The organism is Kribbella sp. NPDC051620, assembly GCF_044453825.1.
GTDB lineage: Bacteria > Actinomycetota > Actinomycetes > Propionibacteriales > Kribbellaceae > Kribbella.
Genome location: NZ_JBITDB010000006.1, coordinates 359,425 through 382,919, shown reverse-complemented (window position 1 = coordinate 382,919; position 23,495 = coordinate 359,425). Strand labels below are relative to the sequence as shown.

The 23,495-nt window shown below is 67.3% G+C and carries 18 protein-coding genes; 13 read left to right on the top strand and 5 right to left on the bottom strand.

Going from position 1 to position 23,495, the window contains the following annotated elements:
• Window positions 1–91 precede the first annotated feature (91 nt).
• Complete coding sequence (locus ACIA12_RS31400; protein ID WP_012922897.1) at window positions 92–250, bottom strand: DUF5679 domain-containing protein; 159 nt, start codon at window positions 248–250, stop codon at window positions 92–94.
• A 506-nt stretch (window positions 251–756) separates the two neighbouring features.
• On the opposite strand from ACIA12_RS31400, the gene ACIA12_RS31395 reads away from it, so the two are divergent.
• Both ACIA12_RS31395 and ACIA12_RS31390 read left to right on the top strand, forming a co-directional pair.
• Window positions 757–1,293, top strand: a complete 537-nt coding sequence (locus ACIA12_RS31395; protein ID WP_396370811.1) for a YgjP-like metallopeptidase domain-containing protein — start codon at window positions 757–759, stop codon at window positions 1,291–1,293.
• Between the two features lie 66 nt (window positions 1,294–1,359).
• Complete coding sequence (locus tag ACIA12_RS31390; RefSeq protein WP_396370810.1) at window positions 1,360–4,257, top strand: CHAT domain-containing protein; 2,898 nt, start codon at window positions 1,360–1,362, stop codon at window positions 4,255–4,257.
• A 12-nt stretch (window positions 4,258–4,269) separates the two neighbouring features.
• Here the strand turns inward: ACIA12_RS31390 and ACIA12_RS31385 are convergent, their stop codons facing one another.
• Entirely contained in the window at window positions 4,270–5,244 is a 975-nt protein-coding gene (locus ACIA12_RS31385) for a hypothetical protein (protein ID WP_396370809.1), read from the bottom strand.
• Between the two features lie 747 nt (window positions 5,245–5,991).
• Here ACIA12_RS31385 and ACIA12_RS31380 point away from each other — a divergent pair.
• Entirely contained in the window at window positions 5,992–8,184 is a 2,193-nt protein-coding gene (locus ACIA12_RS31380) for an MMPL family transporter (protein ID WP_396370808.1), read from the top strand.
• Window positions 8,185–8,335: 151 nt separating this feature from the next.
• Window positions 8,336–8,830, top strand: coding sequence for a hypothetical protein (locus ACIA12_RS31375; protein ID WP_396370807.1), 495 nt, complete (start codon window positions 8,336–8,338; stop codon window positions 8,828–8,830).
• A gap of 60 nt (window positions 8,831–8,890) precedes the next feature.
• Here ACIA12_RS31375 and ACIA12_RS31370 read toward each other — a convergent pair whose 3' ends face one another.
• Window positions 8,891–10,684, bottom strand: coding sequence for a M4 family metallopeptidase (locus ACIA12_RS31370; RefSeq protein ID WP_396370806.1), 1,794 nt, complete (start codon window positions 10,682–10,684; stop codon window positions 8,891–8,893).
• A gap of 149 nt (window positions 10,685–10,833) precedes the next feature.
• Between ACIA12_RS31370 and ACIA12_RS31365 the strand changes: the two genes are divergently transcribed.
• Entirely contained in the window at window positions 10,834–11,841 is a 1,008-nt protein-coding gene (locus ACIA12_RS31365) for a LysR family transcriptional regulator (protein ID WP_396370805.1), read from the top strand.
• Here the strand turns inward: ACIA12_RS31365 and ACIA12_RS31360 are convergent.
• The gene (locus ACIA12_RS31360) at window positions 11,825–12,490 is read right to left on the bottom strand and encodes a class I SAM-dependent methyltransferase (RefSeq protein ID WP_396370804.1); all 666 of its coding nucleotides are present in this window, start codon (window positions 12,488–12,490) and stop codon (window positions 11,825–11,827) included. The genes ACIA12_RS31365 and ACIA12_RS31360 overlap by 17 nt on opposite strands.
• A gap of 45 nt (window positions 12,491–12,535) precedes the next feature.
• Here ACIA12_RS31360 and ACIA12_RS31355 point away from each other — a divergent pair, with 45 nt between their 5' ends.
• Window positions 12,536–12,883, top strand: coding sequence for a hypothetical protein (locus ACIA12_RS31355; protein ID WP_396370803.1), 348 nt, complete (start codon window positions 12,536–12,538; stop codon window positions 12,881–12,883).
• On the opposite strand, the gene ACIA12_RS31350 is transcribed toward ACIA12_RS31355, so the two are convergent.
• Window positions 12,880–15,135 carry an FdhF/YdeP family oxidoreductase gene (locus tag ACIA12_RS31350; RefSeq protein WP_396370801.1) on the bottom strand — a complete coding sequence of 752 codons (2,256 nt, stop codon included), beginning with the start codon at window positions 15,133–15,135 and terminating at the stop codon, window positions 12,880–12,882. The genes ACIA12_RS31355 and ACIA12_RS31350 overlap by 4 nt on opposite strands.
• A 146-nt stretch (window positions 15,136–15,281) precedes the next feature.
• Between ACIA12_RS31350 and ACIA12_RS31345 the strand changes: the two genes are divergently transcribed.
• The 7 genes from ACIA12_RS31345 (at window position 15,282) to ACIA12_RS31315 (ending at window position 23,495) form a co-directional block, all read left to right on the top strand.
• Window positions 15,282–16,016 carry an SDR family NAD(P)-dependent oxidoreductase gene (locus ACIA12_RS31345; RefSeq protein WP_396370799.1) on the top strand — a complete coding sequence of 245 codons (735 nt, stop codon included), beginning with the start codon at window positions 15,282–15,284 and terminating at the stop codon, window positions 16,014–16,016.
• A gap of 178 nt (window positions 16,017–16,194) precedes the next feature.
• The gene (locus tag ACIA12_RS31340; protein ID WP_396370798.1) at window positions 16,195–17,499 is read left to right on the top strand and encodes an MFS transporter; all 1,305 of its coding nucleotides are present in this window, start codon (window positions 16,195–16,197) and stop codon (window positions 17,497–17,499) included.
• 23 nt (window positions 17,500–17,522) lie between these two features.
• A complete protein-coding gene (locus ACIA12_RS31335; RefSeq protein ID WP_396370796.1) occupies window positions 17,523–19,325 on the top strand; it encodes a helix-turn-helix domain-containing protein in 1,803 nt (600 codons plus the stop codon).
• A 180-nt stretch (window positions 19,326–19,505) separates the two neighbouring features.
• Window positions 19,506–20,270, top strand: coding sequence for a CpaE family protein (locus tag ACIA12_RS31330; RefSeq protein WP_396370795.1), 765 nt, complete (start codon window positions 19,506–19,508; stop codon window positions 20,268–20,270).
• A 25-nt stretch (window positions 20,271–20,295) separates the two neighbouring features.
• Entirely contained in the window at window positions 20,296–20,679 is a 384-nt protein-coding gene (locus ACIA12_RS31325) for a type II secretion system protein (RefSeq protein ID WP_396370794.1), read from the top strand.
• Between the two features lie 87 nt (window positions 20,680–20,766).
• Window positions 20,767–21,861 (top strand): type IV pilus twitching motility protein PilT, encoded by a 1,095-nt coding sequence (locus tag ACIA12_RS31320; RefSeq protein ID WP_396370793.1) that lies wholly within the window; start codon window positions 20,767–20,769, stop codon window positions 21,859–21,861.
• Window positions 21,858–23,495, top strand: a complete 1,638-nt coding sequence (locus ACIA12_RS31315) for a GspE/PulE family protein (RefSeq protein WP_396370792.1) — start codon at window positions 21,858–21,860, stop codon at window positions 23,493–23,495. The genes ACIA12_RS31320 and ACIA12_RS31315 overlap by 4 nt, the downstream gene beginning before the upstream one ends.

The following is a 23,495-nucleotide window of genomic DNA, read 5'->3' as shown; positions in this document are numbered from 1 at the left end:
CGAGTTGGGTCACAGCACGTGAAGGTTGCTTAACGACGGAGGGGCGGAGGTGGACCCGAAGGTCGCACCGCCGCCCCCACGACTTGGTGCGTCAGGCCTTGCCGAGGATCCGGTTCAGGTTCGTACCGCACTCGGGGCACTTGGCCTTGGCCATGCGCGTGCCCTTGTCGTTGACCTTGACCTCGCCGTCGGCGGTGCGCTTGGCCTTGCACTTGACGCAGTAGAACTCGCCGCTCCAGGTCTCTGCCATGAGGGCCCTCTCCTTGCTTGATACCAGCCGAGGCTTTGCCCGGCCGTCGTGGATGCTTTCGGCAGACCGTCCTGCCGTAGGCCGTTCGGCCCAATCGGGATTCACCCTACGGCAGGCTGAGAGTGACTCAAGCCCAACTCCCGCTCCGCGCGCCGCCTGGAAATCGCTTTCCGTGGTCCTGGCCGAACGCGGAACAGGCTCCCGGGGGTCCGCCACCGGAGCCACTCGGCTTCCCCTCCGAGTGGCCCCGGAGGCGGTCCGGGAGCCTGCTGGACCTGACGCTAGGAGGTACCGGCCGCGCTGACAAGTCCGGGTTGTCCACCCCTGTGGATAAACCTGTGGGCAAGCTGTGGGGCGCGCCGGGCGACACTGTGGACGAGTGGGGGAACAGGGTGTAAACAACCGGCGTCCACCGATTCGCAAACAGGCGTCTGACCTGCGGAAACGTCCATGCACAGGATGTGGACGGAAGAAAGTTGGGGGATTCAGGCGGTACGGTCTGAGGCATGGCCGACTCTCCACCGCGCCCGATCCCGCCGTACGTGGACATCCGCCGCAGCAAGCGGCGCAAGCGGACCGTCAGCGCCTACCGGGACGGTGAGCGGGTGATCGTGCTGATGCCCGATCGGCTGTCCGCCGCCGAGGAGGCGCGCTGGGTCGAAACCATGCTCCAGCGGCTCGAGAAGCAGCGCAGCAAATCCCGCGTGTCGGACGAAAAATTGTTGGCCAGAGCACACGATCTCGCGTGTCGCCACCTCCCAGAAGTGCCCGAACCTGCGTCGGTGAGGTGGGTTTCGAACCAGAATCGACGCTGGGGATCCTGCACTCCGGCCGACCGTTCGATCCGGTTGTCGACCCGTTTGCAGTCCATGCCGGCCTGGGTCGTGGACTACGTCCTGGTCCACGAGCTCGCTCACCTGGTGGAGCCGTCCCACAACGCAGCGTTCTGGGGCCTGGTCCACCGCTACCCCAAATCCGAGCGCGCCGAAGGCTACCTGGAAGGCATCTCCGCCGCCTCCACCCTCGACCTCGAAGACTTCTGACCAGGAGCCGTTCACTGGGCGTCGCATCTGTGGTGTTGTGGTCTCCCGCTCGATCGGTGGGGGACCATGACGGAATCTGCAGTGACCTGGGCGCGCCGCCGACTCGTCGACTTCGACCGGACCGCCGACACGGCGATCGTCCTCGCCGAGGAAGTGCCGACGCATCTGCTCCGACTGCGGGCCGAACTGGAGTCGCTGCAATCAGGCTCGGATCCTTGGATCGCGGCCAGCGCCGTCGCGGGCCGGCTGTACTACCTGCGGTCTGCCGCCCTTCCGGAAGATGACAGCTGGGCTGACTACGCTGCCGCGTTGCACCTGCTCACACCCGTTGCGGACTTATCCCCTGACCTGGTTCCGGTCGAGCTGCGGAGCGTGATCGGCCGGTCCAGCACGCCCCAAGACCAGGCAGACGCAGGTGGCAGCCTGCTGACGTACTGCCAGGAAGTCGACGATTCGGATGCTCTCGATCTCGCGGTCAGCCTGCTCGGCTCCGCTGCAAGAGGGGCCGTTTCGACGGCAGCGAGAGCCGGCTACCAGGCTGACCTCAGTGCGGCGTACCTGAGCCGCTTCTATCACCACGGCAGGCTGGACGATCTGACTGCCGCGATCGATGTCGCCGAGACCCTTCGGGCCGGAGCATCGATCGCGGACGAACATCGCAGCGGATTCCTGTCCAATCTCAGCGTCGCCTACCGGACGAGATTCGACCACCGCGGTGTCGCGGCTGACATCGACATGGCCATTCGGCTGGGTGAGGAAGCGCTGGCCGCTGCTCCGCCTGAGGACGCCGAGTACAGGGGTGACTTGCTGGCAGGTCTGGGAACTGCGCACCAGCTGCGGTACGTGACGAACTGGGAGCTCGCGGATCTCGAGGCGGCCATCTCTCACGGGCGGTCTGCAGTGGACGCGGAGCCGGACGACGACGGCTTTCAGGCCGATCTCGGGATCGCCTTGAAACTTCGGTTCGACCGGCTCCAGTCACCGGCCGACCTGGCCGAGGCGATCGAACACACAGCCACCGCGGCCGACACGACCTCCTCCGTGATCGAGAGAATCGGCTATCTGACGAACCTCTCGAACTACCATCGGGCCAGCTTTCTGGTCACCGAGGATCGTGCCGACCTCACCTCCGCAGTCGATCGTGCCCAGGCCGCCGTCGACGCCGGAGCGCCGAACCTCGACCTCCGAGTCAGTGCGATGACCGCGCTGGGCGTCGCCCTCCACCTCCGCTATCGGGAAGATGAGGATCCCGCTGACCTCGAGGGTGCTGTCGGTTGCCTGCGTGAAGTAGTCGACTCGGCGGCGGAGGATCGGCCGGATTTCGCGACCTTGCTGTCCAACCTGGCGCAAACGTACGAGTCTGTGCTGGAGAGCGGGGGCGAGATCACGCCGGAGATACTGACCCGGCTGGTCAGTGCGGTCGGCTCGCTGCCCGGCGCCACACCCTTGGCCCGAGCCCTCGCGATCGGCCGCGTCGCGATGGTTGCGCAACTCTTCGGCGCGGTCGACAAAGCGGCCGAGCTGTTCCGCCAGTCCATCCAGATATTGCCGCAAGTGGCGCCGGGGTGGATGGAGACCGCCGATCGGGAGTACGGCCTCGAACAGTTGCAGGTCTTCGTCGCGGAGGCCGTCGCTGCCGAGCTCGCCGTGGATCGCGCTCCGGCCGCTGTCGAGCTCGCCGAATTGGGCAGAGGTCTGCTGCTGTCCTCGAAACTCGACCTTCAGGCAGATGCTGATGAACTGATTGGAGCCGACCCGCAGCTGGTGCGGCAGTTCTTCCAGGTACGTGAGCAGTTAGCTGCTGCGGGCCCGTCCGGTCAAGCGGCTGATGCGCGGCTGGCAGCGGCCGCCGGCCGACGTGAGTTGGACAGTGAGGCGGGTCGACTGCTCGGAGAGATCCGACGTACCGCGGCAGGCTTCTTGGCCGAGCCGAAGTTCCATGAACTCCGGCAGGCAGCCGGCGCCGGCACGATCGTTCTCGTCAACCCAGCGAGCAGCAGAGGCGACGCGATCCTGATCAACGCGGGGCGGGAACCGATCACGGTTCCGTTGCCAGACTTGGATGCGGACGAGGTGGCTGTCCGCGCGAAGGCGCTGGCGGCTGCCTTCTCCGACGAGTCGCTGGCGGCTCGGTTTCGTCGTCCACGAGTGGTCGCGGAGACGCTCTCGTGGCTGTCGGACGCGGTCACCAGCCCGGTACTTGCTGCTCTTCGGCTCGACGCGGCAGGGAGCCGGGATGCACCGAGGGTGTGGTGGCTCCCGATCGGGCAACTGGTGTCGCTGCCCCTCCACGCGGCCGGGGACGCCTTGGATCAAGTGGTTTCGTCGTACGCCCCGACCATCAGATCGTTGGCCAGGGCAACAAGGCGGGCACCGGCCGCAAGCCGTCGGCAGCTCGCCGTCGCGATGACGGCGACCGCAGGGCACGAGCCGCTTGTTCACACAGCGCTGGAGGCGCAAGCCCTTGCCGACCGATTCCCCGGTGTGCAACCGCTCGTCGACGAGATGGCGACGCGGGCAGCTGTGATTGCCGGGATCCGCGCGACATCCTGGGTGCATTTCGCCTGTCATGCGGTCGAGGATCCGATCAGTCCATCCCGAAGCGGGCTGATTCTGTCCGACCAGATCCTCGCGGTACAGGAACTGAATCGCGAGAGGTTCGACTCCGCCGAGCTCGCCTACTTGTCGGCCTGTTCCACAGCCCGGACCAGCAGAAGCCCCGATGAGCCGATTCACCTCGCCTCCGCTTTCCAGCTGGCGGGCTTCCGGCATGTACTTGCCACTCTCTGGCCAGTACCGGACCGGACCGCGGCCGTTGCGGCACAGGCCTTTTATGCGAATTTCGAGACGTCGGCAGACGCGCAGCTGGCCGGTCCGGTGGCCAACAAGGTCGCGCGGCAGTTGCGTGACGAGTATCCCGAGCGGCCGGATCTCTGGGCGGCATTCGTTCATGCCGGCCCTTAGCCGGCCGCTGCCTCATCGACCCTTGCGGACGATGCGCGTGATCTCCAGTCCCTCATCCGGCGTCAGCGGACCGACGGCATCGTCCGCGCCGACCCCGAGTGCTATCGCCAGGGTACGTCCGTGCAAGTCGAGCGCTGCTTCGGTCAGGTCGCCCAGGTCGGCGATCGCAGCTCTTCCCCGAGCCCATCCGACCGCCGCGATGAGGAAGCCGACGACCAGCGCCGGGTACCAGAAGAGGCCTAGGACAAGGTACGGCGCTGCCCAGGCACCGATCAGAACCGCGACGGCAAACTGCCCGAGCGATTGATTGAGCATGCTGGAGACTGATTCGGGTAGAACCAGACGAAACCGTGGCCAACTGAACGGCAGGTCCAGCCCATAACGATTCAAGGCCACCTGATCGACTGCCTGTACACGGTCGCCCATCCAGGTCGGGCGCTGTGGGCTACTCATGGCGAGTCGGTTGATCCGGCCCGCCGCCTGATCAATTCGGTCCTGGTTCTTGGAGGACCGGGAGCCTGCCGGAAAGCGGGTCTCGAGCTCGCGGCGCTGACTCAGCAAGCGGGTGTATCGCTTTTGTCGCGAGAGGATCAGGCGTGCAGCCGGCCGCTTCAGGCCACGCGGCCATTGCCCGAGCCAGAATGCGCGGGTGGACCCTGTCAGCGCTTGAACGAGGAGCCCTGCGCCTGTGCTCGTCAGCAGCACCCCGACGAGGGCTGCTCCTTGGGCGGTCGCGCTCCAGTGGCCGAAATGATCAGCCGCGTCGCCGATCGTCGAGGCGATCCGGGAGACGTCCAACGCGTGACCGTGCCCCAGGAAACCTTGCCGTCCAGCCGCGATCGCGATGGCCGTCGTACTGAGGAAGAGCAACCCGGGGATGGTCAGCAGGCTGATCCACCGCTCGGCCAGCTTCTTGGCAAGTTCCTGGAAGAACTGCCCCATCAGACCGGCTTCGACCGTGTCATTGCCTGGCGGGTGACCTGGCATCGAGGTATCGGACCAGCAGGTTCAGTCCAGCCGCGAAGGTCGCACCGGGCGACCGGACACGAGAACTCCTCCTCGTCGGCCCGGCCAGGACCGAGTCCCGGGAAGGCACCGACGCCTCGATAGGCGTCTGCCTCTGCATCCAGTAGATCGCGCAGCCTTCGAGCTATTGGTTTCCCGGCGGCAGCGGCGCTCACGATCGTTTCCAGCTCGGCCTGTAGGCGCGGCGGGTGAATCGGGTTTGCAAGTTCGGTTCGGAGTTCTGCAAGGTCCCGGCAGAGAGCGGTCATGGCCTGCCGTTCGGAAATCCCCATCCAGGTCCTCTCACATCGGCCGTCGACCACTACGGCGGTCGGCCAGCTAAGCCTGGTGGGGCGATGCCCGGAAGGCAACAGCGGAGGAGCGACCAGGAGCGAACGAAGTCTGGACCTCGACGAGTTCTGAGCCTCGGGGGGATCCCCCAGGGGTCGGCCGGGGTGCGCCGGAGTTCTCGCGGTGGGTAGTACGCGGGGATTGCACGCTCCGTGGTCGTTGGCGGCACGTTCCGTCAGGCGGTCCAGTGGCGCACGTAGTACCGGGGCCTGGTTTGCCCCAGGGTGGGGTGGGGCTGGCACCAGGGTGGAGTCGGTGGCTTCCTGCATGGTGGCGGGTGCCTGCCTTAACGAATGCTGAGACGCGTAGCCAGCAGTCGGCGTCGGGCCGGGCTGGGAGGGTGCGTCCAGAGGCGGGCGCAGAGGGGTAGGAACCACCATGTCCACTTCCAGGGGACAACTCACGGTGCGGGCCGCACGCTGGAGTGCCACCCATCCGTGGCGCGCGATCGCCATGTGGGTGGTCGTAGTCGTGGCGTGTTTCGCGCTCGGCAACCTGACCGGGACCAAGGAGTCCAGCAACGAGGGTGACATCGGCGAGGTCACCCGCGCCGACAACATCGTCAAGTCCGGCAACTTCCCCGACCACGACATCGAGAGCGTGCTGATCACGCCGCGCTCGGGTCAGCTCGACCAGGCTGAGGCCAACAAGGTCGCCGGCGTGGTGACTGAGCGGATGCGCGCCCTCGGTGGGGTCGCGGAGGTCGCCAAGCCCACCCTGTCGCCGAACAAGGACGCGCTGATCGTCCGCGTCACGCTCAAGGACGGTGACGACGACAACCGGGTCCAGCCGCTGCTCGACACGACGGCCAAGGTCCAGCAGGACTTCCCGGGTCTGCGGGTCGAGGAGGTCGGTGGCGAGTCCATCGACAAGGCGCTGAACGAGACGCTCGGCAAGGACTTCCAGCGCGCCGAGATCTTCAGCCTGCCGGTGACCCTGATCATCCTGCTGATCGCGTTCGGCGCACTGATCGCCGCCGCGGTACCGCTGCTGCTCGCGCTGTCGGCCGTCGCCGCCGCGATCGGATTGGCCGCGGCCGCATCGCAGCTCGTACCTGCCGTCGACGCGGTCAACAGCGTCATCCTGCTGATCGGTATGGCGGTCGGCGTCGACTACTCACTCTTCTACCTCCGCCGCGAACGAGAGGAACGCGCCAAGGGCCGCGGCCACGTCGACGCGGTCGAGATCGCGGCGGCAACATCCGGGCACGCGGTCGTTGTCTCCGGTACCGCCGTCATCATCTCGATGGCGGGACTCTTCCTGGCCCGCGACGCCGTCTTCTCGTCCTTCGCGGTCGGCTCGATCCTCGTGGTCGCCGTCGCAGTGGTCGGCTCGCTGACCGTGCTCCCCGCGATCCTCGCCAAGCTGGGCCGCTGGGTCGACCGCCCGCGCATCCCGCTGCTGTGGCGCCTGACGGCCAACAAGTCTCAGCCTCGCTTCTGGCCGACCATGCTCAAGCCGGCCCTGAAGCACCCGGTCGCCACGCTGCTGGTCAGCGTGACCGCGCTGCTCGCGGTGGCTTCACCTGCGCTCGGCATGACGCTGAAGTTCCCTGGTACGGAGGATCTGCCGCGCGATACCGCGGTGATGAAGGCGTACGACCGGTTGACCGCAGCCTTCCCGAGCACGGGGACGAGCCACGAGGTCGCGGTACGGGCTCCCGCCAACCAGCAGCCGGCGGTGAAGGCCGCGTTCGCCGACCTGATCAAGCGGACGCAGTCGGACAAGCTGTTCGCGCAGGACGGACTGGAGGAGCCGAAGGTCTCCGCCGACGGTCGCGTGACGGTCTTCGAGGTGGCCACTCCGTACGAGGGCGGCAGCCAGCAGGCGCGTGACTCGCTGACCAAGCTGCGCAAGGAACTCATGCCGCAGACCTTCGGCAAGGTGCCGGGTGTCGAGTACGCGGTCGGTGGGTTCGTGGCGGCTGATGTCGACTACGCCGCCCACACCCGGGCGAAGCTCCCGCTGGTGATCGGGTTCGTCCTGCTGCTGACGATGATCGTGATGATGGTCACCTTCCGCTCGGTCGTCGTCGCGGTCACGGCTATCGGTCTGAATCTGCTGAGCGCCGGTGCGGCGTACGGAGTGGTGACAGCGGTCTTCCAGAACACCTGGGCCGAGGGCCTGCTCGACTTCCGCTCCAACGGAGCAGTCGTCTCCTGGCTGCCACTGTTCCTCTTCGTAGTCCTCTTCGGTCTGTCGATGGACTACCACGTCTTCGTGGTCAGCCGGATCCGCGAGGCTGTACTGCGGGGAGTTCCCACCAAGCAAGCTGTTGCCGAGGGCATCACCGGCTCCGCGGGCGTGGTGACCAGCGCGGCCGCCGTCATGATCGGCGTCTTCGCAGTCTTCGCCACTCTCAGCACCCTCGACATGAAGCAGCTCGGCGTAGGCCTGGCGGTGGCAATCCTCATCGACGCCACCATCATCCGAGCGGTAGTACTCCCCGCCATCATGACGCTGCTCGGCGACGCCAACTGGTGGGCGCCCAAGTGGCTCCGCGGCAAACAAGCCAAGCACGCCACCACCCCCACCCCCGAACCCGAACGAGAACTGACCCCGGTCGGCTAACCCCGACCACCCAAGAAGTCCCGCCCACAAACCTGTGAGCGGGACTTCTTGCTGCCGGAGGTTTCCGTCTGTATTTCAAGGGTTTTGGATGGCCTGGGGGTGGATTACCGTCCGATTGCTCGGAAATCCGCCCCTCAGGAAGAGAACTGACATGATCAAACGTCTGTACGCCGGGCTGCTGGCTGCATCGGCTGTTGCTGTACTGCTTGTTTCTGGTGTCAGCCCGGCGGCCGCGACCGACCGCGAGCCGCAGGCTGTCGCGCCGGTGGCCAACGCGGTGGCTGTAGCGGAGCCGTCGACCTCGCCGGCTGTCGAGCGGACCTGGGTCGGGCATGTCGGGCTGGAGTTGTGTTCTAGCGGGTACTTCTGCGCCTTCGTGCAGTCCAACGATCCGGCCAAGCGGTTCACCGGCTGGTGGCGGTTCAAGTTCTACACCTGTACCACCTACTCGCTGAGCAACTGGTACGACTACACCGATGGCGCCTGGAGTGAGGTGCTCGACTATCAGACCGGCGGCGTGGCGACCGCCATCCTCGGTGCCAGTGGGAACACGTTGCAGACCGTCCGTCCGAACACCGGAGCGATCCAGCCGATCCTGGAGCACCAAGGTGGCTGGAACTCCGTCTACAAGATCAGGACCTGCTAGTACCGACCTAGTACCGATCGTGCCTGCAACGGCTCCCGGGTGATCCCCGGGAGCCGTCTGCTAGTTGGCGGCGGTCACGTTCACTGCTGCCCAGGCTTTGTTGACCGTCTGGTACTCGATGCCGGCCGCGCCGTAGAGATCGGCGGCGGCCTGGAGCGTGGCGACCCGGGCGCCGTGGAAGTCGGTGGTTGAGACCATGTACCGGGTCAGGGCCCGGTAGAAGATCGCCGTGGCCTTGGTACGGCCGATACCGGCGACCACGGAGCCGTCGTAGGTCGGCGAGTTGTAGTTCACCCCACCGATCGTCTTTGCGCCGCTGCCCTCCGCGAGCAGGTAGTACGCGTGCGAGGAGATCCCGGAACCGGCGTGCACCTCGGTGTCGAACGCGGCCTTCGACCAGTAGTCGACGGCGCCTTCGAGCTTGTCGAGCGAGGGGCGATCCAGCCGGCGCAGGAACTTCTGCGCCAAGCCGAGCTGCTCGCCGACCAGGTAGTTCGGCGGAACGTTCGGGTTGTTGGTCGCGAACTCGGTGGCGGAGCCGAAGATGTCCGCGAGTGACTCGTTGAGCGCACCCGGCTCGCCGAACTGGTTGCCCTGCCAGTCGATCCGGGTGGGCTCGAGGGCGGCCGTGGCCGCGACCACGCCGTGGCTGAGCTCATGGCCGGTCACATCGAGTACGACGAGCGGCTTGGTGAAGGTGACCCCGTCACCGTCGCCGTACAGCATGCAGTCGCAGTCCGGGTCCCAGTACGCGTTGGCGAGGTTCTGGCTGTAGTGGACGAGCGCGTGGGCGCCGGCGCCGTCGTTCTTGATGCCGTTGCGGCCGAAGGTGGACTTGTAGAAGTCGAAGGTCTTCGTGATGCCGTACTGAGCGTCCACAGCAGGCTTGGTGAGATCGCTGAGACCCCACTTGTTGGTCGTGGAGGTGAAGCTGCTGCCCGTGGAGAAGTCGTTGGTGCCGGTGTTGCGTGCGGTCCTGGTCTGGGTGTTGCCGCGGGTCGAGTCCTTGAGGAGGTAGGAGGTCGCGGCGGTCTGCACGGTGTTGAGCGGGACAACACCCGCGAAGAGCGACGTGCCGGAGCCGACCGCGGCGGCCGGATAGCTGGCCGCGGCCTGGGGCGCGGCGAGGGCCGAGGTGGACCGGCCGGTGGTGAAGCCCGACTTCGGGGTGGCCGGGACAGCGAGCTTGCGCAGCTTGTCCTGGACCTGGGGCGTGATGAACGAGTCGTTGACGGCGGCGTTGCTGATCAGAGTGCCGGTCAGGGCGTTGATCAGGACCTCGCGGACCGGGGATTCCTTGCTGCTGCCCACGACCCGTACCTGGTAGGCGAGCGTGACGCCCGATGTGCCCGCGCTGAGGACGAGTTGCGCGTCGGCGGCAGTGCCCTTGCCCGCGGCGGCCGCCTTCTTCTTGGCCTGGCCCGCCGTCAGCTTGGGGTTGACCATGCCGGCCTTGAGGTCGCGCTTGTAGGCACGGGTCACGCCGATCCAGGCGGACTTGGCGTCGAGGTGAACGACGAGATCGCCTCGTAGCACAGGGAGTCCCTTGTGGGTACGGCTGAACCGGACGTGCTGCTTTCCGTCCGGGTCGACCAGTGCGTCGACGGCCGTGAGCTTGTCGTCCTTGCCCACTCCGGTGGCCTCGGGGTGCGCGAAGGCCGCAGCGATCGCCGCGGTGATGACGGCCTTCGCGGCCTCGACCGTTTGCTTCGACGGCGCCGAGTTGGCGACCGGCCGCGCAGCAGCCGGGGATACCTGGGTGGCAAGAGCGCTGCCTGCGGTGGTGGCGGCCAGAGCTGCTACGGCAGTGGCCGCGACGGCCATGGACAGGCGATACCGATGGGGTCTACGCATGTCAGTTCCTCACTGGGGCTGGGCGGTGGGTGGAGCGCGCAATTCAGTTCGAAGTGGCCGGTTCATGCGCAACGATGAATCGGCGTGGGAAAAAGATTTGCACCGTTGCCGCCTGTAGAGACATCCCATCGGGGTATAACCTGCCGCCTATGGAGCTGGATCTCCGTCACCTGCGAGTGATCTGCCGGGTGGCCGACACGGGCAGCATCTCCAAGGCCGCGGCGTCCTTGCAGGTCTCGCAGCCTTCGCTGACCGCACAGCTGCGCCGGATCGAGTCGGCCATCGGTGGAGAGCTGTTCCAGCGCGACATCCGCGGCGTGGTCGCGACACCCCTGGGCCAGCATGTCGTCGTCCGGGCCCGGGCGTTGCTGGCCGACTTGGACGACCTGGTCAACACCAGCTCCAAGTACGTCGGTGAGGCCAGTCCGCTGCGGCTCGGCTCGGTGAGCACTGTGATGTTCGCCAGTTGGTTGTCCCGGCTCGAGCAGGAACTGGCGGGACGCGACATCCGGACCCAGGTCGACCCGTGTGGCGGGCTGCTGACGGATCTGCTCGCCGCCGACGTGCTCGACATCGCCATGCTGATGGTCTGCGAAGAGGCCTACGCCCCACCCTGCCCGCCCGGCGTTCACGAACAGAAAATGGTCGACCCCGAACCGGCACTCATCATCATGGCCGCCGATCATCGACTGGCCGGCCGGTCGCAGGTGAGCCTTGCCGACCTCGGCGACGAAACCTGGATCGTGCCGCCCGCGGGCAGACGCGATGGCGCGATCGCCGCCCAGCGAGCGGCCTGCGAGGCGGCCGGCTTCACCCCGAACTTCCGGTACGACGAACTGGGCGAGCACGAGGCCGCGCAACTGATCGCCGCCGGCCGGGGAATCGCGACTTGCGCGCCAACCATCGGCCCGCTGCCAGGCACCGTCGTCGTCCCGTTGGCCGACCAGGCCCTGGAGTTCCGCCGGGTCCTGCGCTGGCGGCCCGAGCGCGTCCCTGCCGACGTGGTGGGCACGGTCCACAGAGCATTCACCGAGTCCTACCGTGAAGTCCTCGCCAGCCGCATCCCGAACTATCCGTGGTGGGACTCCGCTCCCAGCGGCCACCCGGTCGTTCACGAGCCCGCTGGCGGACTCGAAACGATCAGGAGTTCTCGGTAGCGCGTTTGGCGATGAGGATCAGGGAGGGGACGCCGGCGATGCTTTCGGGGAAGCGGAGGTCGGCTACTGGGGTCAGGCCGGCTGTGGTCAGGAGGGGCCAGAGGGTTTCTGGTTGGTAGAGGTGGGTGGTCCAGGTGACGGGGATGCCGCCGTAGGCCTCGGTGCGGTGGAGGTCGGTGTCGCCGCCGTGGGTGCCGAGGATCAGGTGGCCGCCGGGGAGCAGGGCTTGGGCCAAGGAGGTCAGTACCTGGGGGAGGACGTGGCGGGGGAGGTTGAAGAGGGACCACCAGGCGACGATGCCGCCGAGGGACGAGTCAGGGAGGTTCAGGTCGGTGGCTGACGCGACGGAGAAGGTCAGGTCGGGGTGGCGGCGGCGGGCGTTGGCGATCATCTGGGGCGAGAGGTCGACGCCGGAGATGTCGAGGCCGCGAGCTGCCAGGTAGGCGGTGATGTCACCGGGGCCGCAGCCGACGTCCAGTACCGGGCCTACGTCCTGTACCGCGACCGCGAAGCCGTCGATCGCGGTACGGAGCCACGGGTAGGCCGTGATGTCGCCGAGGTTCATCGCGACGTAGTTGTCTGCCACACGGTCGTACGAGGCGCGGACCGTGTCGAGATCGGTAGGTTGCTCGATGCGGGAAGCATTCACGATGCGGGATGCTAGTCAGCGGGTCGGACAATTCGAGGAGGCTGGATGTTCGGGCGATGGCGGCGTGGGCCGGGGCTGAGCAAGAAGGATCTCCGGGACCTCAAGCACCTGCGGGCCTACAACGAGAAGGAAGAGCAGCTCCGGCGGGCCCGGCGTACTCCGCTGGAAGATCTGCCGCCGCTGGTCCGCGAACTGGTCGGGCTCGGGCAGGCGACGTCGTTCCGGGAAGGTACCGCCGGAGACCGCCGGGCCCGGGCGATCGGCGAGATCCTCAACGAGGCCGGCGGCATCGAGGCGATGCGCGACGCGTACGAACTGGCCGCCGACTGGATCCCGCACGAAGTCCTCACCCTGCAGAACACCTGGCACAACATCGGCGACTGGCAGGCTTAGCTGGTGGGCTCCAAACGGACGGTCAGGCCCTTGGCTACTGGGGTGTTGCTGCCTTTGGCTACGTCGTCGGCTGACATCAGGACGTTGGTTTCGGGATAGTACGCCGCTACGCAGCCGCGGGCGGTGGGGTAGGAGACCACCCGGAAACCCGAAGCGCGGCGCTCCACGCCTCGGAACTCGCTGACGATGTCGACGGTCTGGCCGTCTCTCAGACCGAGGGTTGCCAGGTCTGAGGGGTTGACGAAGACGACCTCTCGGGTGCCGTGCACACCGCGGTACCGATCCTCCAACCCATAGATCGTCGTGTTGAACTGGTCGTGGCTGCGCATGGTCTGCAGCAGCAGGCGGCCGGGCTCGGTAGGCAGCCAGGTGAGGTCGTTGGCGCTGAACTGCGCCCGCGCGTCCGACGTCTTGAAGACCCGCTCGTCCCGCGCCGCGTGCGCGAGCAGGAACCCACCGGTCGCCTGCAGCCGCTGCTCGAAGTCCTCGTACCCATCGCAGACCCGCCCGATCCGCTGCCGGATCAAGCTGTAGTCGTCCGCGAAGTCCCGCCACGGAATCTCGCCGATCTCCGGCACGACGAGCTGGGCGATACCGCAGATGATCGCCACCTCCGACTTCAACTCAGGTGCCGGAGGCAACAAGTTCCCGGTCGACAGATGCACCGCGCCCTGTGAGTCCTCGACCGTCACCGACTGCGGCCCGGCCGCGGTGTGATCGCGATCGGTCCGCCCCAGCGTCGGCAGGATCAATGCCTCCCGCCCGACGATCGTGTGCGACCGATTCAGCTTCGTCGACACATGCACGGTCAGGTCACACCGCCGCAGCCCCTCAGCCACAACCTCGGTGTCCGGCGTCGCCGACGCGAAGTTCCCGCCCATCGCAAAAAACACCCGGACAGCACCCGAGCGCAACCGTTGCACGGTCTCGGCCGCATCGATCCCGTGCTCCCGCGGCGACGTGAAGGAGAACTCACGATCCAGCCGATCCAGGAACGCGTCCGGCATCTTCTCCCAGATGCCCATGCTCCGATCGCCCTGTACGTTCGAATGCCCCCGAACAGGGCAGGGCCCGGCGCCCGGCTTCCCGATATTCCCCTGCAGCAGCAGCACGTTCACGATCTCGGTGATCGTCGCGACCGCCTCGCGATGCTGGGTCAGCCCCATCGCCCAGCAGATCACGGTCGCCTTCGACTTGATGAACCGGCGCGTGAACTCCTCGATCTCGGCCCGGGTCAGCCCGGTCGCCTGCTCGACCGCCGCCCAGTCCAGCTCCGAGTTGTGCTTCGCATACAGCTCGTACCCGCTGGTGTGGCTCTCGATGAACGACTTGTCCAGCACGGTGCCCGGCGCCGCCGCCTCGGCCTCCAGCAGCAAGTGGCCGACGGCAAGGAACAGCGCCTGATCGCCACCGATCCGGATCTGCAGGTGCTGGTCAGCCAGCGCCGTGCCCTTGCCCACCCAGCCGGACGGCCGCTGCGGGTTCTTGAAGTTCATCAGCCCCGGCTCGGGCAACGGGTTCACCGAAACTATGTCGGCGCCCCGCTTCTTCGCGATCTCCAGATGGCTGAGCATCCGCGGCGCGTTGGTGCCCGGGTTCTGGCCGACCACGACGATCAGCTCGGCCTCCTCGAGCATCTCCAGCGTCACCGCGCCCTTGCCGCTGCCGATCACCCGGCCCAGCGCGGTACCGGACGATTCGTGGCACATGTTGGAGCAGTCGGGCAGGTTGTTCGTGCCGTACGCGCGGACGAAGGTCTGGTACAGGAAGGCGGCCTCGTTGCTGGTCCGGCCGGAGGTGTAGAAGACGGCGTCGTTCGGGTCGACGAGGGCCTTGAGGTGCCGGGCGACCACATGGAACGCCTCGTCCCAGCCGACCGGCTCGTAGTGGGTCGCGCCGGCCCGGAGCAGCATCGGCTCGGTGATCCGGCCGAGCTTGCCCAGCTCGAACTCGGAGATCCTGCCCAGATCCTCGATCGAGTTCTCGGCGAAGAAGGACCGCGGCACTCGCTTCCGGGTCGCCTCCCAGGCGACCGCCTTGGCGCCGTTCTCGCAGAACTCGGCGGCGTGTTTGCGCTTGTGGTCCGGGTCGGGCCAGGCACAGGACGGACAGTCGAAGCCGCCGTCCTGGTTCATCTTGAGGAACACCTTGCCGGTCCGCGCCGGCCCCATCTCCCGGAAACCGAACTTGAACGACGAGAGCACGGCGGGGACGCCGGCGGCCTTCTTCTTCGGCTGTTCGATGTCGACCATGGTTCAACTGTAAATCGTCCTATCAGCACAAGCAGGTTTGATAGGTCACGGTGTGGCTGGGTGGTGCGCGCCACCATGACCGAACCGCCCACTGTGTGACGTCACGCCATAGTGCGCGGCGGCGGGGATTTCTAGAGTCCTCAGCCATGGAGACCCGTCGAGCCCTCGTCACCGGAGCCGCGTCCGGCATCGGCGCCGCCTGCGTCCACCGGCTGGCCGCGGACGGCGTACAGGTCGTAGCGGTCGACCACGACGCCGCAGCGCTCGGCGAGCTGGCCGCCGGCGGCATCGAGACGATCACCGCCGATCTGACCGACCTGGACAGCCTCCAGGACCTGCCGACCGACATCGACATCCTGGTGAACAGTGCCGGAGTCCAGCAGGTCGCGCCGGTCGAGCAGTTCCCGCCCGAGCGCTTCGGCTACCTGCTGCGGCTGATGCTGGAGTCCCCGTTCCGCCTGATCCGGCAGACCTTGCCGCACATGTACGGCCGCGGCTGGGGCCGGATCGTCAACATCTCCTCCGTGCACGGCCTCCGGGGCAGCCCGTTCAAGGCGGCGTACGTCGCGGCCAAGCACGGGCTCGAGGGTCTCAGCAAGGTGGTCGCCCTCGAAGGCGCCCCGCACGGCGTCACCAGCAACTGCGTCAATCCGGCGTACGTCCGTACGCCGCTCGTCACCGCCCAACTGGCCGACCAGGCGCTCGTACACGGCCTGACCGAGGCCGAAGTACTCGACAAGGTCCTGCTCGAACCAGTCGCCGTGAAGCGCCTGATCGAGCCGGAAGAGGTAGCTGAGCTGGTCGCACTCCTCTGCGGACCGGCGTCGGCCTCGCTCACGGGGAGCTCACTCGTCCTCGACGGCGGCTGGACCGCCCACTAACAGGTGTCCTGTGTCCGGGGTTCTTTGGCGCTTGCGGCGCCCAGGCACGCACCTCGCGGCACTTGAGGAGCATCCACGATGCTCCGCATCGAGGACGCCCCTCAAGCACCGCGATGCACGCACCTGAACACCGCAAGCACTCAAACAACCCCGAACACAGGACACAGGAGCCCGCCCAATGGCAACATCAACCGAACCAACCAGGACCAGGACTCCGATCGCGCGGGTCGTCGGCGCGAGCCTGATCGGCACCACGGTCGAGTGGTACGACTTCTTCCTGTACGGCGTCGCCGCGTCCGTCGTCTTCGGCGACCTGTTCTTCCCCAAGGGCGAGCAGCTCACCGGCACCCTGCTCAGTTTCGCCACCTTCGCCGTCGGCTTCTTCGCCCGGCCGATCGGGGGCGTCGTCTTCGGTCACTTCGGCGATCGGCTGGGCCGCAAGAACCTGCTGGTCCTGTCACTGGTGATGATGGGCGTGGCGACGTTCGCGATCGGCCTGCTCCCGACGTACGCGCAGGTGGGAGCACTGGCGCCGGTGCTGCTCACCGTCCTGCGGCTCATCCAGGGCTTCGCGCTCGGCGGCGAGTGGGGTGGCGCGGTACTGATCGTGTCGGAGCACGGTGACCCCAAGCGGCGCGGGTTCTGGTCGTCCTGGCCGCAGGCGGGCGCACCGGCCGGGCAGCTGATCGCCAACGGGGTGCTGGCAGGACTGGCGGCCTTCCAGAGCGACGCGGCGTTCGACAAGTGGGGCTGGCGGATCCCGTTCCTGCTGTCGGCGGTACTGGTCCTGGTCGGACTGTGGGTGCGGCTGCGGATCGAGGAGTCGCCGGTGTTCCGGGAGGCGCGGGCCAAGCAGGAGCCGGCCGACAAGCTGCCGTTCGTCGAGGTGATCACGAAGTACCCGCGCGAGGTGCTGACCGCGATGGGCGCGCGGATGGCGGAGAACGTCAGCTACTACATCTTCACCATCGTGATCGCGACGTATGCCAAGGAGCATCTCGGGCTCGGCAAGTCGTTCGCGCTGAACGCCGTGCTGATCGCCGCCGCGGTGCACTTCTGCGCGATCCCGCTGTGGGGCGCGTTGTCGGACCGGGTCGGGCGCAAGCCGGTCTACCTGTTCGGAGCGATCGGGGTCGGCATCTGGGGATTCGTCTTCATCGCGCTGGTCAACACGAAGAACTTCGGGCTCGCGGTCCTCGCGGTCACCATTGGGCTCGTGCTGCACGGCGCGATGTACGGGCCGCAGGCATCCTTCTTCACCGAGCTGTTCGGTACCAGGGTCCGGTACTCCGGGGTCTCGGTCGGCTACCAGCTGGCCTCGATCATCGCCGGTGGGCTGGCGCCGTTCATCGCGATCGCGCTGCTGAAGGCCTATGACTCCGGCTTCGCCATCTCGGCGTACGTCGCGGTCTGCGCGGTGATCTCGATCGTCGCGGTGCTCAGCTACGGCGAGACCCGGCAGCGCGATCTCACCACACTCTGACCCCGCGGTGACATGATCCGCTGATGGAGGAGTTGCTGCGACTGCTGGCGGACGACGCGCCGGGAAGCGAGCTCGCGCGGGCGGCTGGGACGAACCAGGCCGCCCGCGACCTCGCGCTCCGGATCCGCGCCGGGATGGACGCGAGCAAGAAACGCGAGACGGAGCTGTCGGCGCTGGTCGACGTCGCCCGCGAGCTCGCCTCCGCCCGCGACCCCGGCCGGGTCCTCGACACGATCGTCCACCGTGCGCGCACGCTGATCGGCACCGACGTCGCGTACCTCACCCTGTACGACGCCGCGCAGGGCGACACCTTCATGCGGGCGACCGACGGGTCCGTCTCGGCCGCCTTCCAGCAACTCCGGTTGCCGCTCGGTGCGGGACTCGGCGGGCTGGTCGCGAAGACCCACAAGCCGTACTGGACAGCGGACTACCCCGGCGACCAGCGCTTCAAGCACACCTCCCGGATCGACAGCGCGGTCGGTGAGGAGGGCCTGGTGGCGATCCTCGGTACTCCGCTGCTGGTGGACGGCGCGTTCGTCGGCGTGCTGTTCGCCTCCAACCGCACCCGCCGCCCGTTCAGCCGCGAAGAGGTCTCACTCCTCGGCTCCCTCGCGACGCTGGCCGCCGTCACACTCGTCCAGGTCAGGGCCGCGGCAGAGACCGCGGCCGCCCTCGATCAACTGTCGGCCGCTCACGCAGGCGTCGAGCATGCCGCGGCCGCGCACGACCGGTTTGCCGAGATAGTCCTGTCCGGCGGTGACGTGGATGCCATCGCCGCCGCTTTGGCCGAGCTACTCGCGGTCTGGGTCGTTCTGGTCGATGCCACCGGCAACGAACTCGCCCGGGCCGGCCAAGTCGACCCCCAACCGCTAGCCGCAGCAGGTAAAGGCCGGCCGATGCCTTGGGCCGAGTCGCCGGCGTCGGGGCGGCTGACCCGGACCGGCGACTGCTGGGTGGTGGCCGCTACTGCCAAGGGGGAGCGGCTGGGGGCGCTGGTGATTGGGGGTGTCGACGAGCTGTCCGGAGCAGATCAGCGGATTGTGGAGCGGGCGGCCGTGGTGACGGCGTTGGTACTGCTGTTTCGCCGGCAGGCCGCTGAGCAGTCGAGGCGGGCTCAGGCCGACATCCTTGCCGACACGTTGAGCGGTACCGCCGATCCGCGAGCACTAGCCGACCGCTTTCGCTTGCTGGGCAAGAAAGAGCTGCCGAAGCAGGTGGTCGTGGCGGTCTGCAGGGGCGACCACTCGGGAGTACTGGCCCGCTTGACGGCTCCACTGGAGGAACGGCTCGCACTCGTAGGCCCGTACGCCGGGGACCTCGTCCTGCTCATCGCCGACTCCGACACCGTGAGGGTGGCGCAGGAGTTGACCGAGGTTGCCCGGCGTACCGGCGTGACCATCGCAGTGACCGGCCCTGCAGCCTGGGGGAGTGAGGTCATCACCAGGCACCGCGAGGCGGCCCGGCTCGTCGCCACGATGCTGCGCCTCGGCAGGACCCGACAGGCCGCCACCCCTGACGACCTGGGCCTCGCAGGCCTCGTCGGCGCCGCCCAGGTCGACGTCGCCACCCACGTGAACCACGTACTGGGTGCAGTCATCGAGTACGACGCACAGCGCGGCACCGACCTCATCGGCACCCTCCGCGCGTACTTCGCGGCCGGCCAAAGCCCCACCCGCGCCGCAGAGGCCCTCCACGTCCACCCCAACACAGTCCAGCAGCGCCTGGACCGAGTAACAGTCCTCCTAGGCCAAGGCTGGCTGACCCCCGACCACGCGCTGAACGTCCAGGTAGCCCTCCACCTCCTAGCAACCCTGCCTACCGGATAGCCCCTGTCTGTAGGCCATTCGGCCGACAGGGGTAGGACGAATGGCCCACCCGATTCTCGGCCTTGTCACCCGTTCACCGACTGTGATGAAGTTGCGCTCGGCCCCCACTCTTTAGGCGGGAGCGGCACCAAAAGCAGTAACGCAGAGTGCCGATCCCGTCCAAGCGACGGGGGGTGTGAGATGGCGGACGGGCGGATCATCACGGTCTTCGCGGCCAAGGGTGGTTGTGGCAAGACGACTGTGGCGACGAACTTGGCGACGGTCCTGTACGACCGTGGCGCCCACCGCGTCTGCCTGCTCGACCTCGATCTCGAGTTCGGCGACGCCGCCGGCATGCTCGGTCTGCGGCCTGAGCGCAGCATGGTCGACGCGCTCCCGGTGGCCGATCAGCTGACCCCGGAGACGGTCGCCTCGCTGATGACGACCTACCTGCCCGGATTCGACTGCCTGCTGGCGCCGACCCGGCCGGGTGACGCCCAGCGGATCCCCGCCTCGCTGGTGAGCCGGTTGCTGGCCGTCCTGCCGCTCGTCTACGACTTCGTGGTGGTGGACACACCGAGCAGCTTCGGCGCGAACGTCCTCGCGGCGCTCGATCTCGCCGACCACCAGATCCTGGTCACGACGCCCGAACGGCCGGCGCTGAAGAACCTCCGGGTCACGCTCGACATGCTCGACCTGCTGCCGTACGACCGGACAGCGCGCTCGATCGTGGTCAACCGGTCCGACGCCAGGTCAGACCTGCCTGCGGCGCTCCTGGACGAGCTGGTCCGGAGCCCGATCGCTGGCCACCTGCCGAGCTGGGACGGCGTACCGGCTTCGATCAACCGCGGCGAACCACTGGCCGCGGCCCAACCAGATCACGAAGTCAGCCAGGCGATCCGCCAACTGGCTAAGGCTCTCCTCGCGAGCGACGGGAGGTGCAGCCGCGACCCGCCGCCCGCGTAGCCCACGCCATCACACTCAAAATCCTTTGAAAAGAAAGCGAATCATCATGCTTCAGCAACTACGTCAAGCTCGCAAGAACGAGTCCGGCTTCACCCTGATCGAACTCCTGATCGTCATCGTCATCCTCGGCGTCCTGTCAGGAATCGTCGTCTTCGCCGTCTCCGGCATCCAGGACCGCGGCAACGCCGCCGCCTGCAAGTCGGACCGCTCGACCGTCGAGGTTGCGGTCGAGGCCTACTACGCAAAGAACACCGCCTATCCCGATGCCGGTGCCGCCGGCTATCTGCAGCTGACCACGGCTCCTGACAAGTTCCTGCGCAGCGCACCGACGGCGACCATGGCCAACGGTGGCTATGTGATCACGCTCGGAGCCGATGGAGTCGTCACTGCCAGCGGTGCCTGCACCTGATCGGTGCACCTCAAGCCACTGCCGGGGAGGGCTGACCCCCAAGGGCTTTCCCCGGCAGTGTTCCAACCGCTTCACCGGAGGAATGTGATGAAGGTTCTTGCTCGCGGCAGCCGCGTCGACGTGCTGCTGGAGGAGCTGTGGAACGCCGGCGGCACCGACCTGCTGCTCACCGTGGGCATGCCTCCGCAGATCCGCGTCCACGGCACACTGCACGCGGTCAACGGCACCACGGCGCTGAGCCACGACGACACCGACAACCTGCTCGCCGAGCTGTTCACGCCGGCCCAGGCCGATGCCTGGTGCAACAGTTTCGAGCTCGACTTCTCCTTCTCCTGGCGCGACGATGCCCGGATCCGCGGCAACGCCTTCAGCCAGCGCGGCGACAGTACGATCGCCCTCCGGATGATCCCGCGCAACATCCCGACGATGGCCGAGCTGGGCCTCCCGCCGATCCTCGGCCAGTTCGCCAAACAGCACCAAGGCCTCGTCCTGGTCACCGGCCCGACCGGCTCCGGCAAGTCGACCACGCTCGCGGCCGTGATCAACCAGATCAACACCGACCGCGCCTGTCACATCATCACGATCGAGGACCCGATCGAGTACGTCCACGACCACAAGCGCTCCGCGGTCAACCAGCGCGAGGTCGGCAGCGACACCGCTTCCTTCCCTGACGCACTGAGGTCAGCCCTTCGCGAGGACCCCGACGTTCTGCTGGTCGGCGAGATGCGTGACCTCGAATCGATCCGCTTCGCGCTCACCATCGCCGAGACCGGCCACCTCGTCTTCGCCACCCTGCACACCAACGACACCGCCCAGTCGCTCGCCCGCATCATCGATGTCTTCCCACCAGAGCAGCAGTCCCAGGTACGGGTGCAGCTGGCGGCGGCGCTGACCGGAGTCGTGTACCAGCGCTTGATCCCTCGTGTCGGCGGCGGCCTGATTGCGGCGTACGAGGTGATGGTCGCGAACTCCGCGATCCGCAACCTGATCAAGGAAGGCAAGACGCACCAGCTGCGCAACTCCCTCGTGACCGGCCAGCGCGAGGGCATGCTGACGCTGGAGCAGTCCCTGTCCGCCCTGGTCCAGGCCGGGACGGTCTCGTACGACGATGCCGCCGCGCGCAGCCTCTATCCCAAGGACATCGAGTCGCGGCCGAGGCTGCGGGCAGGAGTGCCGGCATGAGGCACCGCAAACGTGACCAGGCCACTGCCATCGTCACCCTCACCGCGCGACCCGAGGTACGTCCGGCCGCGACCCAGGAAGACCTCCAGATCGAGCGCAACCGGGCCCGGCAGATTGCCGAACAGCACGGCCTCGCTCAGGTCGACCTCCGCACGGTCACCCCGGATCCTGCCGCTGCGGCACTGATCGACGAGCAGACCGCTCGTGCGCTCACCGCGGTTCCGCTGACCGTCGACGAGAACAGCATCACCGTCGCTGTCGCCGATCCGGAGGTAGAGGCCGACCTGCGGGCCGTACTCGATCGCAGGGTCGTACTGCGGATCGCCGCGCCGACCGACATCCTCACCGCCATCGGGAACAGCTTCCGGGCCCTGACCGGGATCGACTCCCGGCTCAAGATGTTCGAGGCGCGCGATGTCCTCCGCAAGGACTCCAGCCGGGTCGAGGTGGCTTCCGCGAACGACGAAGCGCCGGTCGTCCAGGTCGTGCAGCTCATCATCACGCAAGCGCTGCGGGACCGGGCGTCCGACGTCCACATCGAACCGCATGACGACCGGGTCCGGATCCGGTTCCGGGTCGACGGTGCGCTGCACGACCAGCTGGAGCTGCCCGGCTCGATCGGTCCAGCGGTGGTCAGCCGGATCAAGATCATGGCCGATCTCAACATCGTCGAGCGGCGCCGCCCGCAGGACGGTCAGATCAGCATGGATGTCGAGGGCCGCGAGGTCGACATCCGGGTCTCGACGACAGCCGTGGTCGGTGGCGAGAAGGTCGTACTCCGGCTGCTCGACAAGAGCCGCCCACTGTTCAAGCTGGAGCAGCTCGGGATGCCGCCGGAGATGGCCCAGCGGTACTCCGCTCTGCTCAGGTCGCCGTACGGGATGGTGATCTGCGCGGGGCCGACCGGCAGCGGCAAGACCACCACGCTGTACGGCTCGCTGGGCGAGATCAACACCCCAGAGCGCAACATCATGACCATCGAGGACCCGGTCGAGTACACCTTCTCCTCGATCAACCAGATCCAGATCAACGAGTCGGCCGGCATCACCTTCGCCGGTGGGCTGCGGTCGATCCTGCGGCAGGACCCCGACGTGATCCTGGTCGGCGAGGTCCGCGACGTGGAGACCGCCCGGATCGCCGTACAGTCCGCGCTGACCGGGCACTTCGTCCTCTCCTCGTTGCACGCGACGGACGCCGCGACGGCGCTGCATCGCCTGCTGGACATGGGAATCGAGAATTTCCTGATCGCTTCCTCGGTCAGCGCGGTGGTCTCCCAGCGGCTGGTACGCCGGATCTGCCACAACTGCCGTGAGTCCTACCAGCCACCAGCCGAGGAACTCGCCTTCCTGGACACCTTCGGTGGCAGCGTGCCGGCCGGTGGACTCGTCCGCGGCGCCGGCTGCAACTTCTGCGCGCGGACCGGCTTCCTCGAGCGGACCGGGGTCTACGAGCTGATGCCGGTGTCCGACGCCATCCGTGAGCTGATCGTCGACCGGGCGTCGCACGACGAGATCCGCAAGGCCGCCCGGTACGAGGGAATGCGAACCCTGCAGGAGGAAGCGGTCCGGCTGATCGGCGCGGGAGTCACCACGGTCGCCGAGGTCGTGCGGTCCATTTATGTGGTCGGGAGCTGA

Coding starts and splice junctions, on each gene's coding strand:
- ACIA12_RS31400 (WP_012922897.1), bottom strand. CDS start 250: ATGGCAGAGACCTGGAGCGGCGAGTTCTACTGCGTCAAGTGCAAGGCC.
- ACIA12_RS31395 (WP_396370811.1), top strand. CDS start 757: ATGGCCGACTCTCCACCGCGCCCGATCCCGCCGTACGTGGACATCCGC.
- ACIA12_RS31390 (WP_396370810.1), top strand. CDS start 1,360: ATGACGGAATCTGCAGTGACCTGGGCGCGCCGCCGACTCGTCGACTTC.
- ACIA12_RS31385 (WP_396370809.1), bottom strand. CDS start 5,244: ATGCCAGGTCACCCGCCAGGCAATGACACGGTCGAAGCCGGTCTGATG.
- ACIA12_RS31380 (WP_396370808.1), top strand. CDS start 5,992: ATGTCCACTTCCAGGGGACAACTCACGGTGCGGGCCGCACGCTGGAGT.
- ACIA12_RS31375 (WP_396370807.1), top strand. CDS start 8,336: ATGATCAAACGTCTGTACGCCGGGCTGCTGGCTGCATCGGCTGTTGCT.
- ACIA12_RS31370 (WP_396370806.1), bottom strand. CDS start 10,684: ATGCGTAGACCCCATCGGTATCGCCTGTCCATGGCCGTCGCGGCCACT.
- ACIA12_RS31365 (WP_396370805.1), top strand. CDS start 10,834: ATGGAGCTGGATCTCCGTCACCTGCGAGTGATCTGCCGGGTGGCCGAC.
- ACIA12_RS31355 (WP_396370803.1), top strand. CDS start 12,536: ATGTTCGGGCGATGGCGGCGTGGGCCGGGGCTGAGCAAGAAGGATCTC.
- ACIA12_RS31350 (WP_396370801.1), bottom strand. CDS start 15,135: ATGGTCGACATCGAACAGCCGAAGAAGAAGGCCGCCGGCGTCCCCGCC.
- ACIA12_RS31345 (WP_396370799.1), top strand. CDS start 15,282: ATGGAGACCCGTCGAGCCCTCGTCACCGGAGCCGCGTCCGGCATCGGC.
- ACIA12_RS31340 (WP_396370798.1), top strand. CDS start 16,195: ATGGCAACATCAACCGAACCAACCAGGACCAGGACTCCGATCGCGCGG.
- ACIA12_RS31335 (WP_396370796.1), top strand. CDS start 17,523: ATGGAGGAGTTGCTGCGACTGCTGGCGGACGACGCGCCGGGAAGCGAG.
- ACIA12_RS31330 (WP_396370795.1), top strand. CDS start 19,506: ATGGCGGACGGGCGGATCATCACGGTCTTCGCGGCCAAGGGTGGTTGT.
- ACIA12_RS31320 (WP_396370793.1), top strand. CDS start 20,767: ATGAAGGTTCTTGCTCGCGGCAGCCGCGTCGACGTGCTGCTGGAGGAG.
- ACIA12_RS31315 (WP_396370792.1), top strand. CDS start 21,858: ATGAGGCACCGCAAACGTGACCAGGCCACTGCCATCGTCACCCTCACC.